Raw genomic sequence first — 16877 nt, forward strand, 5'->3', positions numbered from 1 at the left:
GGCCGGCTCGCCCGCGAGGTGCAACATGAGCTACCAGATCGCACTGAATTTCGAAGACGGCGTTACCCGTTTCATCGAGGCAAGCGGCCACGAGACCGTGGCCGATGCCGCCTATCGCCAGGGCATCAATATTCCGCTGGACTGCCGCGACGGTGCTTGCGGCACCTGCAAATGCAAGGCCGAATCCGGGCGCTATGACCTGGGCGACAACTTCATCGAAGACGCCCTGAGCGAAGACGAAATCGCCGAAGGCTACGTGCTGACGTGCCAGATGCGCGCCGAAAGCGACTGCGTGATCCGCATTCCGGCTTCGTCGCAGCTGTGCAAGACCGAGCAAGCCAGTTTCGAGGCGGCCATCAGCGATGTGCGCCAACTGTCGGCCAGTACCATTGCCCTGTCCATCAAGGGCGAGGCCCTCAGCCGCCTGGCATTCCTGCCGGGGCAGTACGTCAACCTCAAGGTGCCGGGCAGCGAGCAAAGCCGCGCCTACTCGTTCAGCTCACTGCAGAAGGACGGCGAAGTCAGCTTCCTGATTCGCAACGTGCCGGGCGGGCTGATGAGCAGCTTCCTCACCAACCTGGCCAAGGCCGGCGACAACATGAGCCTGGCCGGGCCGCTGGGCAGCTTTTACCTGCGGCCAATCCAGCGCCCGCTGTTGCTGCTGGCGGGAGGGACCGGGCTGGCACCGTTCACTGCAATGCTGGAGAGGATCGCCGAGCAGGGCAGCGAGCATCCGCTGCACTTGATCTATGGCGTGACCAACGACTTCGACCTGGTCGAACTCGACCGCCTGCAAGCGCTGGCGTCGCGCATCCCCAACTTCACCTACAGCGCCTGCGTGGCCAACCCGGACAGCCAGTACCCGCAGAAGGGTTACGTGACTCAGCACATCGAGCCACGCCACCTCAATGACGGCGATGTGGACGTGTACCTGTGCGGGCCGCCACCGATGGTAGAAGCGGTCAGCCAGTACGTGCGTGAGCAGGGCATTACCCCGGCCAACTTCTACTACGAGAAGTTCGCGGCGGCGGCCTGACTCCTTTACCCCGAACACAACACTGCCCCCTGTAGGAGCGGGTTTACCCGCGAAGAGGCCGGCCGGTACAGCGGTTATGTCTTGTCGGACGCATTCGCGGGTAAACCCGCTCCCACAGGGATCGTGGTGAACCGGAGAGATGGATATGAACAATAGATTCCAAGGCAAGGTCGCCCTGGTCACCGGTGCCGCCCAAGGCATCGGCCGGGGTGTGTGTTGGCGGCTCAAGGCCGAGGGCGCGCAAGTGGTCGCGGTAGACCGTTCCGAGCTGGTCCACGAACTGGCCGGCGAGGGCATGCTCACCCTCACTGCCGACCTGGAGCAACACGCTGACTGCGCCCGAGTCATGGCCAGTGCGGTCCAAGCCTTCGGCCGCCTGGACATCCTGGTCAACAACGTTGGTGGCACTATCTGGGCCAAGCCTTTCGAGCATTACGAAGTCGAGCAGATCGAAGCCGAAGTGCGCCGCTCGCTGTTCCCGACCCTGTGGTGCTGCCATGCCGCGCTGCCGTACATGCTCGAACGCGGCAGCGGCGCCATCGTCAACGTCTCGTCCATCGCCACCCGTGGCGTCAACCGTGTGCCCTATGGCGCGGCCAAAGGTGGCGTCAACGCGCTGACCGCGTGCCTGGCCTTTGAAACCGCCGGCCGCGGCATCCGCGTCAACGCCACCGCGCCCGGCGGCACCGAAGCACCGCCTCGGCGCGTGCCGCGTAACAGCGCCGAGCAGAGCGAGCAGGAAAAACGCTGGTACCAGCAGATCGTCGACCAGACCCTCGACAGTAGCCTGATGCACCGCTACGGCAGCATCGACGAGCAGGTGGGCGCCATTTTGTTCCTTGCCTCTGACGAGGCTTCGTACATCACCGGCGTGACCCTGCCGGTAGGGGGCGGCGACCTCGGCTGAGCAGCAACCTCACGGCAACAGCTTTCCTCCACAACAAAAACAAGAGCGACAGATGCCATGCGAACCCTTGACGTACACCCGATCATCGATAATGCGCGCTTTACCCCGTTTCACTGGATGGTCATGGCCTGGTGCGGCCTGCTGCTGATTTTCGACGGCTATGACCTGTTCATCTACGGCGTGGTACTGCCGGTAATCATGAAAGAGTGGGGCCTGACCCCGTTGCAGGCGGGTGCGCTGGGCAGCTATGCGCTGTTCGGCATGATGTTCGGCGCCTTGGCATTCGGCAGCCTGGCCGACCGCATCGGGCGCAAGAAGGGCATTGCCATCTGTTTCGCCTTGTTCTCGGGGGCGACCATTCTCAATGGCTTCGCCAGCAGCCCGAGCGAGTTTGGCATCTACCGCTTCATTGCCGGCCTGGGCTGTGGCGGCCTGATGCCCAACGCCGTGGCACTGATGAACGAGTACGCGCCCAAACGCCTGCGCAGCACGCTGGTGGCGATCATGTTCAGCGGCTATTCGCTGGGCGGCATGCTGTCGGCGGGCGTTGGCATCTTCATGCTGCCGCGCTTTGGTTGGGAATCGATGTTCTTCGCCGCTGCGGTGCCACTGTTGCTGTTGCCGGTGATCCTCTACTACCTGCCGGAATCCATCGGTTTTCTGGTGCGTCAGGGCCGTAGCGATGAAGCGCGCAAGCTGCTGAAACGGCTGGACCCGAACTGTGACGTGCAGGCCGATGACGTGCTGCAGGCGGCTGATCGCAAAGGCAGCGGGGCGTCGGTACTTGAGCTGTTCCGCAACGGCCTGGCGATTCGCACCCTGGCGCTATGGCTGGCGTTCTTCTGCTGCCTGCTGATGGTCTATGCGTTGAGTTCCTGGCTGCCCAAGCTGATGGCCAACGCCGGTTACAGCCTGGGTTCGAGCCTGTCGTTCCTGCTGGCCCTGAACTTTGGCGGCATGGCCGGGGCGATCCTCGGTGGCTGGCTGGGTGACCGCTACAACCTGGTCAAGGTGAAGGTGGCGTTCTTCATTGCCGCTGCGCTGTCGATCAGCCTGCTGGGGGTGAACAGCCCAATGCCCGTGCTGTACCTGCTGATCTTCATCGCCGGCGCCACCACCATCGGTACGCAGATTCTGCTGTATGCCGGCGCTGCGCAAATGTACGGCTTGTCGGTGCGCTCCACCGGGCTGGGCTGGGCTTCGGGCATCGGCCGCAACGGCGCCATCGTCGGCCCGCTGCTGGGCGGCGCGCTTATGGGTATCAACCTACCGCTGCAACTCAATTTCATAGCCTTCGCCATCCCTGGCGCCATCGCAGCGCTGGCCATGGCCGTGCACTTGGCCAGTGGTCGGCGCCACGCTCAGGCCGTTGCGGCGCAGGCCTGAACCGAAAAGAACAAGATGAGGTAAACCCATGACCGTGAAAATTTCCCAAACTGGCGAAGTACAGCAGTTCTTTGCAGAGGCCGCAGGCGTTGGCAACGATGCCGGCAGCCCTCGGCTCAAGCGCATCGTGCAGCGTGTGCTGCAGGACTCTGCGCGGCTGATCGAAGACCTGGAGATCAGCGAGGACGAGTTCTGGCATGCCGTCGACTACCTGAACCGCCTGGGTGGCCGCGGCGAAGCCGGGCTGCTGGTGGCGGGCCTGGGCCTCGAGCACTTCCTTGACCTGCTACAGGATGCCAAGGACCAGCAGGCCGGGCTGGTCGGCGGCACCCCACGCACCATCGAAGGCCCGCTGTACGTGGCCGGTGCACCGATTGCCCAAGGTGAAGTGCGCATGGACGACGGTAGCGAGGAGGGCGTAGCCACGGTGATGTACCTGCAAGGCCAGGTGCTCGACCCGCAAGGGCAGCCGCTGCCAGGCGCCACGGTGGACTTGTGGCATGCCAATACCCGTGGCACCTACTCGTTCTTCGACCAGAGCCAGTCTGAATACAACCTGCGTCGGCGCATCGTCACCGATGCCGAAGGGCGTTACCGCGCACGCTCCATCGTGCCGTCGGGTTACGGATGTGACCCGCAGGGGCCAACCCAGGAGTGCCTGGACCTGCTGGGCCGCCACGGCCAGCGCCCGGCGCATGTGCACTTCTTCATCTCGGCGCCGGGTTACCGGCACCTGACCACGCAGATCAACCTGTCGGGGGACAAGTACCTGTGGGATGACTTTGCCTATGCCACGCGCGATGGGCTGGTGGGGGAAGTGGTGTTCGTCGAAGGCGAGGCGGGGCGGCATGCCGAGTTGAAGTTCGACTTCCAGCTGCAGACGGCCCTGGGCGGCGCGGATGAGCAGCGCAGCAACCGGCCACGGGCGTTGCAGGACGCCTGAACCACCGAGTTGGCTGCTACGGGGCTCGCTCGCTCCCATAGGGATCGCGCGAGCCCCGTAGCAGCCAACACAGAACAAGAGCCAGCCTCCAAGGCCGGCCGATGCCTTGCGAGAGTCTCATGACAACCTTGATCAAGGACAGCTCGCTGTCCGCCATCATCGCCGGCTGCATCGCCACGATGATCTCCTACGCCGGCCCGCTGGTGATCATCTTCCACGCCGCCGAAGCCGCCGGCCTGTCGCACCAGCAACTGTCGTCCTGGGTCTGGGCCGTGTCCATGGGCAGTGCCGTGCTCGGTGCGCTACTGAGCCTGCGCTACCGCGTACCGGTCGTGATCGCCTGGTCCATCCCAGGGTCGGCGCTGCTGGTCACCGCCTTGCCGCAACTGGGGCTGGAGCAGGCCGTGGGCGCCTATCTCGTGGCCAACCTGGTTCTGCTGCTGATTGGCATCAGTGGAGCCTTCGACCGCATCATTGCGCGGTTGCCGGGCTCCATTGCCGCCGGCATGCAGGCCGGCATTCTGTTCAGCTTCGGCATCGAGGTGTTTCGGGCCTTGCCGATGCAACCCATGCTGGTGTTGGCGATGTTCATCACCTACGTGCTGATGCGCCGGGTGCAGCCGCGCTATGCAGTGGCTGCGGTGCTGTGCGTGGGCACCGTGGTGACCGTGGCCAGCGGTGCGTTCCGTAGCGAAGCACTGGTGCTTGAACTGGCCTCGCCCCAGTGGGTCTCTCCGCAGTTCAGCCTGGCGCTGCCGATGGTGCTGGTGGCGCTTACCGGGCAGTTCATGCCGGGCATGGCGGTACTGCGCAACGCCGGCTACCCCACGCCTGCCAGCCCGCTGATCAGCGCCAGCGCCCTGGCCGGGGCACTGCTGGCGCCATTCGGCTGCCACGGGCTGAACCTGGCGGCGGTCACCGCCAGCCTGTGCACCGGCCATGAAGCCCATGAAAACCCGAGGCGGCGCTACGTGGCGGCGGTAGCTGGCAGTGCGCTGTACCTGCTGCTGGGCATTGCCGGGGCCACCTTGATGTCGCTGTTCGCAGCCTTTCCTGCCGCACTGATCGCCGCCCTGGCCGGTCTGGCCCTGTATGGCGCCATCAGCGAGGCATTGGCCCGCAGCCTGGCAGAACCGGCCGAGCGCGATGCCGGGCTGTTCACCTTCCTGGTCACCGCGTCTGGGGTGGCTTTCCTGGGCCTGTCGGCGGCGTTCTGGGGGCTGTTGTTCGGCCTGCTGGCTCACGCACTGCTCCGGCTGCGCCAGCCACGTGCCCAGGAGGTGCTGCGCCGTAACCCATGACCTGCCGTGTTCCCAACGCTTTACCCATAAAAACAAGATCAAGAGAGCTTCGGAATGAATCACACCCCTTGCGTTGCCCTGGGCCTGACGTTGCTCAGCCAGCCACTGCTGGCTGCCGAAGGCGGCTTCTTCGAGGACTCGAAGGCCACCTTGAGTGCCCGTAACTACTACTTCAGCCGCGATTTCTCCGACATCGTCGGGGCCAACAAGCAGTCCAAAGCCGAGGAGTGGGCCCAGGGCTTCATCCTCGACTTCAAGAGCGGCTACACCCCAGGCACGGTCGGCTTTGGCGTGGATGCCCTGGGCCTGCTTGGCATCAAGCTCGACAGCAGCCCCGACCGGGCCAACACTGGCCTGCTGCCGGTGCATGGCGATGGCCGCGCTGCCGACGAGTACAGCCGCCTGGCACCCACCTTCAAGGCACGGCTATCAAAAACCGAGCTGCGTATAGGCGAGCTGCAACCGAACCTGCCGGTGCTGACCTTCAGTGATATTCGCCTGCTGCCACCGACCTACCAGGGCGCCAGTTTGAGTTCGTCGGAAATCGACGGGCTGACCCTGCAGGCCGGTCACTTGAAAAGCACCCACCTGCGCAACGAGGGCGGCGATGGCAAGATGAACGCGATGCTCGGCCATGTGCCGATGCGCCAGGCTGAGAGTGATGCGTTCAACTACGTGGGTGGCGACTACGCCTTCAATGCCAACCAGAGCAGTGTCAGCCTGTGGTACGGGCAACTCGAAGACATCTACGAGCAGGGCTTCGTCGGCCTGAAGCACAGCAAGCCAGTGGGCGACTGGGTACTCAGCGCCAACCTGGGGTACTTCACGGCACGCGAGGATGGCGATGCTTTGCTGGGCAATATCGACAACCAGGCCTTCTTCTCGATGTTCACCGCCCGGCATGGCGGCCACAGTTTCCATGTGGGTTACCAGGGCATCTATGGCGACAGCCCGTTCCCACGGGTATTCGCCAACATTTCGCCGCTGGGTAACGAGGTGCCGACCTATGAGTTTGCCTATACCGACGAACGCTCGTACCAAGTGCGTTACGACTACAACTTCGCCGCCATGGGCGTACCGGGGCTGACGGCGACCGTTCGCTACATAACGGGTAACAATGTCGATACCGGGCTGGGTTACGAAGGGCGTGATCGCGAGCGTGACCTGGATATTGGCTATGCGGTGCAGAGCGGGGTGCTGAAGGGGCTGGGGATTCGGGTGCGCAATGCCATGGCGCGGTCCAACTACCGCAGCGACATCGACGAAAACCGCCTGACGCTGGTGTACACATGGCAACTGTTCTAGGCCATCCGGGGGAATTGCGCATCAGGGGTGTATGCAGGTAGCTTCCGAATACGACTCTTTCAGGAATGCCAACCTTGGACTCCATCACCCAAGCCGTACTGGGCGCGGCCCTGCAAGGGACCGTGCTCGGGCGCATTCAGGGCCGCCGCTCGCTGCTGTATGGCGCCGCACTGGGTACGCTGCCAGACCTGGATGTGATCATTCGCTACGCCGACCCGGTGTCGCAGATGACTTACCATCGCGGCTTCTCCCACTCGCTGTTGGTGCTCACCGGGCTGGCCTTGCTGTTGGCCTGGCTGGTCAACAAATGCTGGCCTGGCAAGGGTTATACCTTGCCCAGGCTTTTTCTGGCGTTTTGGCTGGTGTTGGTCACCCACCCGGTACTCGATGCCTTCACGGTCTACGGCACGCAGTTGTTCTGGCCTTTGCAGACCACGCCGCAAAGCTGGGCGGCGGTGTTCATCATCGACCCGGTCTATACCTTGCCGCTGCTGGCTGGGGTGATATACGCCATCATCAAAGGGATGACCGGCAAGGCTACCCGCCTGCTGACCCTGGCATTGGCATTGAGCACCTGCTACCTGGGTTTCGGCCTGGTCGGGCGCATGGCGGCCGAGCAGCGCTTCCAGGCGGCGCTCGACCAGCAAGGTATCGTCGCGAACGAGGTACGTGCCGTGCCGATCGCATTCAACAGTTTGGTCTGGCGGGTACTGGCCAAGACGCCGAATGGCGATTACTACGAAGGCATCAGCAGCGGGTTCGACCGGCAAGTGCCTGAAATGCAGCGTTTGCCGCGCAACCTGGCGCTGGCGCAAGCATTGAAGAACGATCCTTTGCACCAGCGTTTGCGTTGGTTCACCGATGACTGGTTGCGGTACGACCAGATAGGCGACGCGCTGGTGGTCACCGACCTGCGCATGGGCATCCCCGGGAACTACACCTTCCGTTTCAACATGGCGCACCGTGATCACCAAGGGCACTGGGTGGTCGATGTACCTTCGCAGTGGAAAGGCAGCGGGCCTGGTTCGATGCTTGATGGTGATGATCTGCTGCTCATCTGGCGGCGCATTGTCTATCAGCAACCACCCCTGCCGCTGGCCAGCTGGACAGACCGCTACCTTGAAGGTCGATAGGGGCCAGCACCTTGTATTGGCTGGAATTGCACCCATCTAAGGCGGTCTCATCAGCGTCAGGATAACACCATGGAACCCAACCGCTTCGGCGACATCGCCGCCTTCGTCAGCGCCGCGAAGGCTGGCAGCTTCACCGCCGCCGCTGCCAGCCTGGGCCTGACCCGTTCAGCGGTGGGCAAGAGCATCGCGCGCCTGGAAGCACGCATGGCGGTACGCCTGCTCAATCGCACCACGCGCAAACTGAGCCTCACCGATGAAGGCCTGGTGGCGTTCGAGCGCTGGCGGCAGATTCTGGATGACCTGGACGAAGTTGAAAGCACCATGGCCCAGCGCCGTGGCAAACCCACCGGCACCCTGCGCCTGACCGCGCCGCTGTCGCTCGGCCAGCGCCATGTACTGCCGATTCTCGACCAGTACCTCAAGCAATGGCCCGAACTGCGTGCGGACATCCGTTTTACCGACCGTTTCGTCGACCTGGTGGAGGAGGGCGTGGACGTCGCCGTGCGCATAGGTGCCCCCAAGGAGGACTCGCAGTTGCTGACTCGCACGGTGGCCTGGCAGCAGTTCGTGACCTGCGCATCGCCTGCTTATCTGGAAAAACGCGGCGTACCTCAAGTGCCCGGTGACCTCTACGGCCACGACAAGATTGCCTTCCTCGCGGGCGAAAAGGCCATGCCCTGGCGCTTTCACACCGAAGCCGGCCTGCACCTGTGCGAAGACCCCGGGCGGCTGAACATAGACAGTTCCGAGGCCATGCTCGACGGCGCCCGGGCCGGTTTCGGGCTGATTCACCTGCCCACCTACATCACCGGCGACGACCTGCGCGCCGGCACCCTGGTGGAAGTACTGCATGGCTACCGGCCACCGGCAGACCCGATTCGCATCGTGTACCCGAGCAAGCGCCACTTGTCCCCTCGGGTACGCGGCTTCATCGATTTGCTGGTGGCCAGCTGGGAACCGGGCGTGCCCTGGGAATACTGATTGGGGAATGACAGGCCCCTATGCCGGGCCTGAAGCTGGGTTTATCGCTGGCGGCGGAGCATAGAAACTGTCAGCCACTGATAATCCCACTGGAGACCCAATGACTGCACTGTCCGTACTGGATCTGGTCATGATCGGCGAAGGCAAGACCTTCGCCGACGCGATCGAAGAATCCCGCCAGCTGGCGCGGCATGTCGAGCAACAGCACTACAGCCGTTACTGGATCGCCGAACACCATGACATGCCGGGCATCGGCTCGGCTGCCACTTCGCTGGTGATCAACGAAATTGCCAATGCCACCCAACACATCCGTGTCGGTGCCGGTGGCATCATGCTGCCCAACCATGCACCGTTGGTGGTGGCCGAGCAGTTCGGCACCCTCGACACCTTGCACCCAGGCCGCATCGACCTGGGCCTGGGCCGTGCGCCAGGTACTTCCGGGCCGACCGTGCGCGCCTTGCGCGGTGCCGCGCCAGAGCGTGATTTCAGCCAGGACATCGCCGAGCTGCGGGATTACCTGGCCGACAATGGTAAACGCCGAGTGCGTGGTGTGCCCGGCAGCCACGATGTGCCGGTGTGGATCCTTGGTTCCAGCCTGTTTGGCGCCGATCTGGCGGCCAAGTTGGGCCTGCCTTATGCCTTCGCCTCACACTTTGCCCCGCGTTACCTGCTGCAGGCAATTGCCCATTACCGGGCCAACTTCCAGCCTTCCGAGCAGTTGGCCAAACCCTATGTGATGGTGGGCATGAACCTGTTCGCCGCCGCCAGCGATGCCGAGGCGGACTACCTGGCCAGCTCGCACCGCAAGTGGATGCTGGACCTGCACGTCGGGCGCTTGGGCTTGTTGCCCAAACCGCAGGAGGGCTATGTCGAACGCCTGCCTGAGCATGAGCGTGCGGTACTTGAACAGGTCATGGCCTGTACGGTGGCCGGTGGGCCACAGCGGGTACGGGAAGGGCTGCGCTCGCTGATCGAACAGACCGATGCGGACGAGCTGATGATCGACTGCCGCATCCATGACCCGCTGGCGCGGCAGCGCTCGCATGCCTATGCAGCGCAGGCGCTGGCTGAACTGGCCTGAATCGCGCTGGAGCATTCGCGGGTAAACCCGCTGCCACAGGTACTGCACAGGTCCATTGTGGGAGCGGGTTCACCCGCGAAGAGGTCGGCACAGGGAACAAAAAACGGGAGCCCTCATGAGCTCCCGTTACTGCATCAAGCCTGCTTCAGGAACGGGTAATCCGTATACCCCTCAGCCCCATTGGCATAATCGAACTGCGCCCGGTGCTCATTCAACGGCGCCTGCACCCGCAGCCGCTCCACCAGGTCCGGGTTGGCGATGTAGCTGCGCCCAAACGCCACGGCATCGATCAAGCCGCGTGCGATCAGGTCTTCACCTTTCTCGGCGGTGTAGGCACCTGCTGCGATGATCACCCCTGGGTAGGCCGCGCGTATCGCCTGGCGGAATTCGTCACGCAGCGGCTTGCCGCCAGCCCAGTCCGGCTCGGACAGGTGCAGGTAGGCAAGGTTGCGCTTGGCCAGCTCGCGGATCAGATACAGACCAGCGGCTTCCTGGTCTTCGCCATTGTCCACGCCATTGAAGCCACCCAGCGGGAATACACGGATACCCACACGTTCGGCGCTCCAGCTGGCAATGGCTGCGTCCACCGCTTCAAGCACGATGCGTGCACGGTTTTCGACACTGCCGCCGTAGCGGTCTTCGCGCTGGTTGGCGCTTGGCGTCAGGAACTGATGCAACAGATAACCGTGCGCAGCGTGCAACTCGATGAAATCGAAGCCAGCCTCGCGGGCATTGACCGCTGCCTGACCGAAGTCGGCAACGATCTCGGCGATTTCCGCTTCGCCGAGCGCCCGTGGCGCCGAGGTTTCCACGCGCATCAGGTTGCCTTGCTCGTCACGCAGGGTCGTACGCGCACCGGCCGGCAGCGCCGATGGCGCCACCGGCGCTTCGCCGCCAGGTTGCAGCGAGGTGTGCGACACCCGCCCGGTGTGCCACACCTGAACGGCGCTGTGGCCGCCATCAGCATGAATACCTTGGTTGATGTGCTGCCAGGCAGCGATCTGTTCGGCGCTGTGAATGCCGGGCGAGCCGGAATAGCCCTTGGCCTGGAAGGAGATCTGCGTGGCCTCGGTGATGATCAACCCGGCGCTGGCGCGCTGGCGGTAGTACTCGGCCATCAGCGCGGTGGGTACGTCGCCCGGTTCCAGGCTGCGCAGCCGGGTGAGGGGGGCCATGAACACACGGTTGGGCAAGGTGAGTGGGCCGATTTGCAGCGGTTGCAAGAGTTTCATTGCAGCTCCAGAGGTGAAAAACCAATGGTGCGCACGATACCGAGGTGATTGGGGAAAGGGGGGACCGGGAGCCCGGCGTTGGGCTCCCCAATGGCTCAGCTACGCGCCATCCGCCCGCTCACATAATGGGCCACATCATTGAACCCCGGTGTCGACGCATGCCCAGGCGTCACCAGTGAATCGATGAAGGCTTCATCCTCTGCGGTTATCTTCACCGCCAGTGCGCCGCCGTAGGTCTCCCACTGCTCTTCGGTACGTGGCCCGACAATCGCAGAGCTCACCAGTTGGTTGTTCAGCACCCAGGCAATGGCGAACTCGACAACGCCCACACCCTTGGCCTCGACATACGCCTGAATCTGCCGGGCAATGGCCAACGATTCCTGGCGCCACTCCACTTCCATGATGCGTTTGTCCTGGCGCCCTGCGCGGCTACCGGCATCCGGTACGGCACCTGGCGCGTACTTGCCACTGAGCACGCCTCGGGCCAGCGGGCTGAAGGGCACTACGCCCAGGCCATGGGCCGCTGCGGCGGTGAGTTGCTCGGGCTCGGCCTGGCGGTTGACGATGTTGTACAGCGGCTGGCTGACCACCGGCTTGGGTATACCCAGGCGCTCGGCAATGTGGCAAACCTCGGCAATGCGCCAACCACGGAAGTTGGACACGCCCCAGTAACGGATCTTGCCCTGGCGCAGCAAGTCGCCAACGGCCTGCACGGTCTCTTCCAGCGGCACCTTGTGGTCTTCGCGGTGCAGGTAGTAAATGTCGAGGTAATCCATGCCCATGCGGGTCAGCGTGGCCTCCAGGGCATTGAAGATGTGCTTGCGCGACAGCCCGCTGCGGTTGGGCAGGCCGTCGGCCGGGCCGAAGCCGACCTTGCTGGCGACGATCCAGTCGTGGCGATGGCGCGCCACGGCTTCACCGACGATTTCTTCCGAGCGCCCAGCGTTGTACACATCGGCGGTATCGATGAAATTGATGCCCTGGTCCCAGGCCTTGTCGATGATGCGCAAGGCGTCCTCGGTGCTGGTCTGCTCGCCGAACATCATGCTGCCCAGGGTAAGGGCGGAAACCTGCAGGCCACTGTGGCCGAGTGGGCGGTAGATCATGCGCGGGGGTCCTTTTGCAGTCGGCTGATCTACCTGTTTTACACACAACCGGGACGCATTGAAAGGCGGCCTTCAGCCAATCAGCTGCAATGCCTCCTGCACGCTCAATGGCCGCTTCATGCGTTGCGACAGCGCCGCCATGGCATCGGAATAACCCTTGGCGATCACGGCCTCGACCCGTTCATCCACACACTGCAGGGCAATGAAATCACCGTTCTCGGGCTCACCGACGAACTCGATCCGGTTCCAGTCCTGGGCATGGCCGAGTACTTCATAGGTGCGGCCGTGCTGGTAAGTCCAGAAGAACGGCACATCGGCATAGCGGCGTTGTTCGCCAAGCATGTTGGCGGCAGCGATCACCCCATGTTGCTGGGCCAGGCGCCAGTGCTCGATACGCACTGGCCGGCCACTGAACGGAAAGGTGGCGATATCACCTGCAGCCCACAGCCCATCGGCAGCGCGCATTTCTGCATCGACTCTCACGGATTTGTCCTCGGTCAGCGGCACACCTTGAAGGAAGCCAGTGGCCGGTTTGACGCCAGTCCCCAGCAGCACCAGGGGTGTCTGCAGCCGTTCACCGTTGGCCAACTGCACGGCTTCGACGCTGCCCTGGCCCTCGATGCGTTGAACGTCAGTGGGGCCGTGGAAAGTGACACCTTTGCGTTCATGCAGCTCACGGATGCTGCGGCCGATACGTTCACCCAACTGCCGGGCCAGTGGGGCTTCATGGCGAGTGACCACGTGTACTTGTACGCCATATTTGCGCAATGCCGAGGCGGCTTCGAGGCCGATAAAGCCGTCACCGACGATCACCACGGGTTGGCCAGGCTCGGCAGCGTCCAGCAACTGGGCGGCATCCTCCCGAGAGCGAAGGGTGAACACCCCGGGCAGATCAACACCGGCAATGTCTGGGCGCAGGGCTTTGGCGCCGGTTGCCAGCAGGCAGGCGTCATAGTCGATCTGCTGGCCATCGGCGAGCGTAAGTTGGCGTTTCTGGCTGTTCAGTGTGCGCACCTTGCCATGCTTGCGCTCCAGATGGCCCTTGCGCAGGGCGTCGGCTTCGAACAGTGCGGGCACCTCATCGGGCGCCATCTGCCCGGCAATCACGAATTTGCTCAGGGCCGTGCGGTCGTAGGCTGGCTGGCGTTCCTGATCGACCCACACCAACCGGCCAGCGAAGCCATGGGCCAGCAGGGTGGCAACCGCAGCGCTGCCGGCGGCACCGGCACCGACCACCACGAAACAGCGAGCATCGCTGTGCCTGGGCGGCTCGATCACTGGCAGTGGTTGGTCATCGACCCAAATTTCATCGTCCTTGACCCAAGCCTTGTAGCGTCGCAGGTCGGCCAGCGCAGGGGGTTCACAAACAACCCCGTCGTCTACGGCGAAAGCCGCTTTGTGCCAGGGGCAGACCAGCAGACCGCCGCAAACCACGCCTTCATCCAGAGGGGCACCTGCATGGGGGCAATTGCCCTGGTAGGCATGCACCTGATCGCCCTGGCGGATGAGGATGAGTTCTTCGTTGCCGGCCTGTACGCGCAGGGGGCGGTGTTCGTCGAGCTGGGCCAGGCGGGCCACGGCGTGCTGGGTCATGGGGCTACTCCAAAGGGGCCTTTGGAACCATTTGACGCCTGGGGTGAGGAGGAAATGCGTTGAGCTGACGATCGGTGGACAATCCGGCCTGGGCGGGCCTCGTCGCGGGTAGGCCCAACCCCACAGGATCACCTCAGTCTTTGAGGTTGTGGTATCCCTGTGGGGCCGGGTTTACCCGCCAATGCCTCAATTGGCCCGTGCAGTATTCAACGCACCCGCGCGGGTAACGCGCAAGGCCACCAGGCTACCCAGCACGATCAGCGCCGCCAGCGAATACAGCGCGGCGTCGGTGGAGCCGGTCTGGTCCTTGATGAAGCCCACCAGGTAAGGGCTGAGGAAGCCGGCCATCTGGCCCACCGAGTTGATCAACGCCAGGCCCGCGACCGCTGCACCGGCACTGAGTAACGCGGTTGGCATTGGCCAGAACATCGGCAGGCCGGTTAGCGCGCCCATGGTGGCGATCGACAGGCCAAGAATGGCGATGGTGGGGTTAGCCGCAAAGTTCACCGCAATCAACAGGCCGACGGCACCCATCAGCATCGGCACCACAAGGTGCCAGCGGCGTTCGTTGCGCAGGTCTGCCGAGCGCCCGCAAAGGATCATGAACACACCGGCCAGCAGGTACGGGATGGCACTGAGCCAGCCGATCAGCAGCGGGTTGTCGAAGCCCATGCCCTTGATGATCGATGGCAGCCAGAAGTTGATCGCGTACACGCCGCTCTGGATACAGAAGTAGACGAAGCCAAAGGTCCAGATCAGCGGGTTGGTCAACACCGCCAGCACGCTGTCACCGGTGGTGGTCGGCTTGCTGGCGGCATCGGCCTCCAGGTCGGCGGCGATCAGTTGGCGTTCGCTCGGGCTCAGCCAGGTGGCTTTCTGGTAGCCGTCACTGAGCAGGAACACCGCCAGTACGCCCAGTGCAACAGTTGGCAAGCCCTGGATCAGGAACATCCACTGCCAGCCGGCCAGGCCGTGCTGGCCGGCGGCGAAGTGCTCGAGAATCCAGCCGGAGAACGGCCCGCCGAGCAGGCCCGACACCGGGATCGCCGACATGAACAGGGCCATGATGCGCCCGCGTCGGGCCGCCGGGAACCAGCGCGAGAGGTACAGCACCACACCCGGGAAGAAGCCGGCTTCGGCGGCACCGGTGAGCAGGCGCAGGGTGTAGAACTCGGTTGGGGTGGTGACGAACAGCAGGCAGGTGGAGAGGCTGCCCCAGGCGATCATCATCAGCGCGATCCAGCGCCGTGGGCCAAAGCGGTTGAGCGCCAGGTTGCTCGGCAAACCGCACAAGACGTAGCCGATGAAGAAGATGCCAGCGCCAAGGCCGTACACCGTTTCGCTGAACTTAAGGGCGTCGAGCATCTGCAGCTTGGCAAAGCCGACGTTGACGCGGTCCAGGTAGTTGAACAGGTAGCAGATGAAAATGAACGGAATCAGCCGCAGGGTGATGCGCCGGTACAGCGCGTTGCGGGTGGTGTCCGTGCCTTGGTCAGGGGCGGGGCTGTGTGCCATGATCGGGTTCTCTGTTGTTATGGTTTTCGCCGCGTCGCCTGTTCCGGCGCTCGCCCTGACGAGTCTCGGGGACTGCGGCTAGCCTGTCTTTGTGCTTTTGCACAGTGCTCGGCCCAAGCTGCTGTGCCCGAGCCCAAAAGCCTAACACCTAAAGGACCACGCAATGTTCGAACTCGACCATGACCTGGCGCAGGATATCGTTGACCGGGCGATGGCCATCCTGCCGTGCAACGTCAATGTCATGGACAGCCAGGGCCTGATCCTGGGCAGTGGCGAACCGGAGCGCATCAACACCCGTCACGAGGGGGCACAGCTGGTGTTGGCCAACGGCCGGATCGTCGAGCTGGATACCGACGCAGCCAAATGCCTGAAGGGCGTGCAGCCGGGGGTCAACCTGCCGTTGATGCTCGATGGCCGGCTGATGGGCGTGCTGGGCCTGACCGGTGACCCGCAGCAGGTGCGCACCTATGGCGAACTGGTACGCATGACCGCCGAAATGCTGCTGGCCCAGCGCAATCTACAGGCAGACCAACAGTGGCGAAGGCAGCGCTGTGACGACCTGCTGGCGCTGTTGCTGGGCGGCAGCGGTGACTCCCCGCGCTTGCTTGACGAAGCCCGCCAACTTGGCCTGAAACCCCAGCTACCGCGGGTACCGTGCCTGTTTGAAATTGCCTCGGGGTCAACGGCCGAGGCGCTGGCCGCGTGGTTGACGAGCCGATACCCGGATAGCTGGTGCGTAAGCCCGGCGCGCCAGTCGTTGTTGTGGTGCCGCCCGGCAGGAGTAGCACTGGATGAGCTGCGCCTGCTGGAGCGCCTGCAACGCCATGGCTGGGAGGTCGAACGGCTGGCCCTGGGCAGTGTTGCTCAGAGCCTGGAGCAGGTACGTCGGGGTTACCGCCGGGTACGTGACCTGTTGGCCTATGGCCGCGAGGTATTGCCCACCCAACGCTTGCTTAGCCTGCAGCGTTACCGGCTGCCGGCACTGCTGTGGCGCCACCGCAACGATGACGCACTGGATGAGCTGCTGGAGCCGCTACAGCGTATTCGCAGCAAGGACGGCAGTGGCCAGTTGCTCACCACCCTACGCGCCTGGTGTGCCCATGACGGCCAGAGCCAGGCCTGTGCCGATGCCCTGGGCATTCACCGCAACAGCCTGCGCTACCGCCTGGAGCGGATTGCCGAACTGGGCGAGGTCGACCCGTTGCGTATGGAAGGGATGCTTAGCTTGTACCTGGGGCTACAGCTGTTGCCGGCAGACTGAAGCGCAAGCAGGGTGCGTCACGAAGGCATCCGCCCAAACAACCTGCCCGGCGTTTTGTGCATTTGACCGAGGCGACCCAAGCGGGCACCTGTCAGCA

14 protein-coding genes are annotated in these 16877 nt (G+C 63.7%); 10 read left to right on the forward strand and 4 right to left on the reverse strand.

Features of this window, described 5'->3' with window-relative positions; all coding sequences use genetic code 11:
- The first annotated feature begins 25 nt into the window (after positions 1–25).
- The 9 genes from benC (at position 26) to Q9451_RS16760 (ending at position 10073) form a co-directional block, all read left to right on the forward strand.
- Entirely contained in the window at positions 26–1036 is a 1011-nt protein-coding gene (gene benC, locus Q9451_RS16720; protein WP_012272323.1) for a benzoate 1,2-dioxygenase electron transfer component BenC, read from the forward strand.
- Positions 1037–1181: 145 nt separating this feature from the next.
- On the forward strand, positions 1182–1943 hold the full coding sequence (locus tag Q9451_RS16725) for a 1,6-dihydroxycyclohexa-2,4-diene-1-carboxylate dehydrogenase (RefSeq protein WP_012272322.1): 762 nt from the start codon (positions 1182–1184) through the stop codon (positions 1941–1943).
- A 57-nt stretch (positions 1944–2000) separates the two neighbouring features.
- Positions 2001–3329, forward strand: a complete 1329-nt coding sequence (locus Q9451_RS16730; protein WP_012272321.1) for an aromatic acid/H+ symport family MFS transporter — start codon at positions 2001–2003, stop codon at positions 3327–3329.
- 28 nt (positions 3330–3357) lie between these two features.
- Positions 3358–4272 carry a catechol 1,2-dioxygenase gene (gene catA / locus Q9451_RS16735; protein WP_012272320.1) on the forward strand — a complete coding sequence of 305 codons (915 nt, stop codon included), beginning with the start codon at positions 3358–3360 and terminating at the stop codon, positions 4270–4272.
- Between the two features lie 119 nt (positions 4273–4391).
- Complete coding sequence (locus tag Q9451_RS16740) at positions 4392–5573, forward strand: benzoate/H(+) symporter BenE family transporter (RefSeq protein ID WP_345960688.1); 1182 nt, start codon at positions 4392–4394, stop codon at positions 5571–5573.
- A 54-nt stretch (positions 5574–5627) separates the two neighbouring features.
- Positions 5628–6878 carry an OprD family porin gene (locus Q9451_RS16745; protein ID WP_012272318.1) on the forward strand — a complete coding sequence of 417 codons (1251 nt, stop codon included), beginning with the start codon at positions 5628–5630 and terminating at the stop codon, positions 6876–6878.
- A gap of 74 nt (positions 6879–6952) precedes the next feature.
- Positions 6953–8011: a metal-dependent hydrolase gene (locus Q9451_RS16750; RefSeq protein WP_041166492.1), complete on the forward strand. Its 1059-nt coding sequence runs from the start codon at positions 6953–6955 to the stop codon at positions 8009–8011.
- A 69-nt stretch (positions 8012–8080) separates the two neighbouring features.
- Complete coding sequence (locus tag Q9451_RS16755; protein ID WP_012272316.1) at positions 8081–8992, forward strand: LysR family transcriptional regulator; 912 nt, start codon at positions 8081–8083, stop codon at positions 8990–8992.
- Between the two features lie 100 nt (positions 8993–9092).
- Complete coding sequence (locus Q9451_RS16760; protein WP_012272315.1) at positions 9093–10073, forward strand: LLM class flavin-dependent oxidoreductase; 981 nt, start codon at positions 9093–9095, stop codon at positions 10071–10073.
- Between the two features lie 134 nt (positions 10074–10207).
- Here the strand turns inward: Q9451_RS16760 and Q9451_RS16765 are convergent, their stop codons facing one another.
- From Q9451_RS16765 to Q9451_RS16780, 4 genes are all read right to left on the reverse strand, one after another.
- On the reverse strand, positions 10208–11305 hold the full coding sequence (locus Q9451_RS16765; protein ID WP_012272314.1) for an alkene reductase: 1098 nt from the start codon (positions 11303–11305) through the stop codon (positions 10208–10210).
- Positions 11306–11400: 95 nt separating this feature from the next.
- Positions 11401–12411: an aldo/keto reductase gene (locus Q9451_RS16770; protein WP_012272313.1), complete on the reverse strand. Its 1011-nt coding sequence runs from the start codon at positions 12409–12411 to the stop codon at positions 11401–11403.
- A gap of 72 nt (positions 12412–12483) precedes the next feature.
- Positions 12484–14004: an FAD-dependent oxidoreductase gene (locus Q9451_RS16775; RefSeq protein ID WP_012272312.1), complete on the reverse strand. Its 1521-nt coding sequence runs from the start codon at positions 14002–14004 to the stop codon at positions 12484–12486.
- Positions 14005–14190: 186 nt separating this feature from the next.
- On the reverse strand, positions 14191–15519 hold the full coding sequence (locus tag Q9451_RS16780) for an MFS transporter (protein WP_012272311.1): 1329 nt from the start codon (positions 15517–15519) through the stop codon (positions 14191–14193).
- 163 nt (positions 15520–15682) lie between these two features.
- Between Q9451_RS16780 and Q9451_RS16785 the strand changes: the two genes are divergently transcribed.
- Positions 15683–16780, forward strand: a complete 1098-nt coding sequence (locus Q9451_RS16785) for a sugar diacid recognition domain-containing protein (protein WP_012272310.1) — start codon at positions 15683–15685, stop codon at positions 16778–16780.
- Positions 16781–16877 lie beyond the last annotated feature (97 nt).

The sequence above is a fragment of the Pseudomonas sp. NY8896 genome, assembly GCF_039634505.1.

Bases quoted from the DNA above. Each gene is read 5' to 3' on its own strand.
- Q9451_RS16730 (WP_012272321.1), top strand. From the start codon at position 2,001: ATGCGAACCCTTGACGTACACCCGATCATCGATAATGCGCGCTTTACC.
- Q9451_RS16780 (WP_012272311.1), bottom strand. From the start codon at position 15,519: ATGGCACACAGCCCCGCCCCTGACCAAGGCACGGACACCACCCGCAAC.
- catA (WP_012272320.1), top strand. From the start codon at position 3,358: ATGACCGTGAAAATTTCCCAAACTGGCGAAGTACAGCAGTTCTTTGCA.
- Q9451_RS16740 (WP_345960688.1), top strand. From the start codon at position 4,392: ATGACAACCTTGATCAAGGACAGCTCGCTGTCCGCCATCATCGCCGGC.
- Q9451_RS16760 (WP_012272315.1), top strand. From the start codon at position 9,093: ATGACTGCACTGTCCGTACTGGATCTGGTCATGATCGGCGAAGGCAAG.
- benC (WP_012272323.1), top strand. From the start codon at position 26: ATGAGCTACCAGATCGCACTGAATTTCGAAGACGGCGTTACCCGTTTC.
- Q9451_RS16770 (WP_012272313.1), bottom strand. From the start codon at position 12,411: ATGATCTACCGCCCACTCGGCCACAGTGGCCTGCAGGTTTCCGCCCTT.
- Q9451_RS16775 (WP_012272312.1), bottom strand. From the start codon at position 14,004: ATGACCCAGCACGCCGTGGCCCGCCTGGCCCAGCTCGACGAACACCGC.
- Q9451_RS16755 (WP_012272316.1), top strand. From the start codon at position 8,081: ATGGAACCCAACCGCTTCGGCGACATCGCCGCCTTCGTCAGCGCCGCG.
- Q9451_RS16725 (WP_012272322.1), top strand. From the start codon at position 1,182: ATGAACAATAGATTCCAAGGCAAGGTCGCCCTGGTCACCGGTGCCGCC.
- Q9451_RS16785 (WP_012272310.1), top strand. From the start codon at position 15,683: ATGTTCGAACTCGACCATGACCTGGCGCAGGATATCGTTGACCGGGCG.
- Q9451_RS16765 (WP_012272314.1), bottom strand. From the start codon at position 11,305: ATGAAACTCTTGCAACCGCTGCAAATCGGCCCACTCACCTTGCCCAAC.
- Q9451_RS16745 (WP_012272318.1), top strand. From the start codon at position 5,628: ATGAATCACACCCCTTGCGTTGCCCTGGGCCTGACGTTGCTCAGCCAG.